Source organism: Pseudomonas sp. 2822-15, from assembly GCF_002742515.1.
GTDB classification, from domain to species: Bacteria; Pseudomonadota; Gammaproteobacteria; order Pseudomonadales; family Pseudomonadaceae; genus Aquipseudomonas; species Aquipseudomonas salomonii.
Map to the genome: position 1 here is coordinate 1 of NZ_LJRY01000272.1, position 233 is coordinate 233.

The following is a 233-nucleotide window of genomic DNA, read 5'->3' on the forward strand; positions in this document are numbered from 1 at the left end:
TTAAATTTATGGGCGAGTTTTCCTATTGTTGTAGTTTTCCCTACACCATTTACACCGACCATAAGAATAACAGTCAAACCTTCATCCTTGCTATTTGGCTCTGTTTCCTCTTCAGACTTTTGGAGTAGTTCCGCAAGTTCTTCAGAAATGACAGGCTGAATATCAACTGCTTCCTTGATATGTCTAGTACGCGCTTCATCTTTTAAATCATCTATTAGATCCATTACTGTGTG

The 233-nt window shown here is 38.2% G+C and carries 1 pseudogene; it reads right to left on the reverse strand.

Features of this window, described 5'->3' with window-relative positions:
- Window positions 1–233, reverse strand: a pseudogene (locus AOA59_RS27135) (signal recognition particle-docking protein FtsY); the annotation flags it as partial.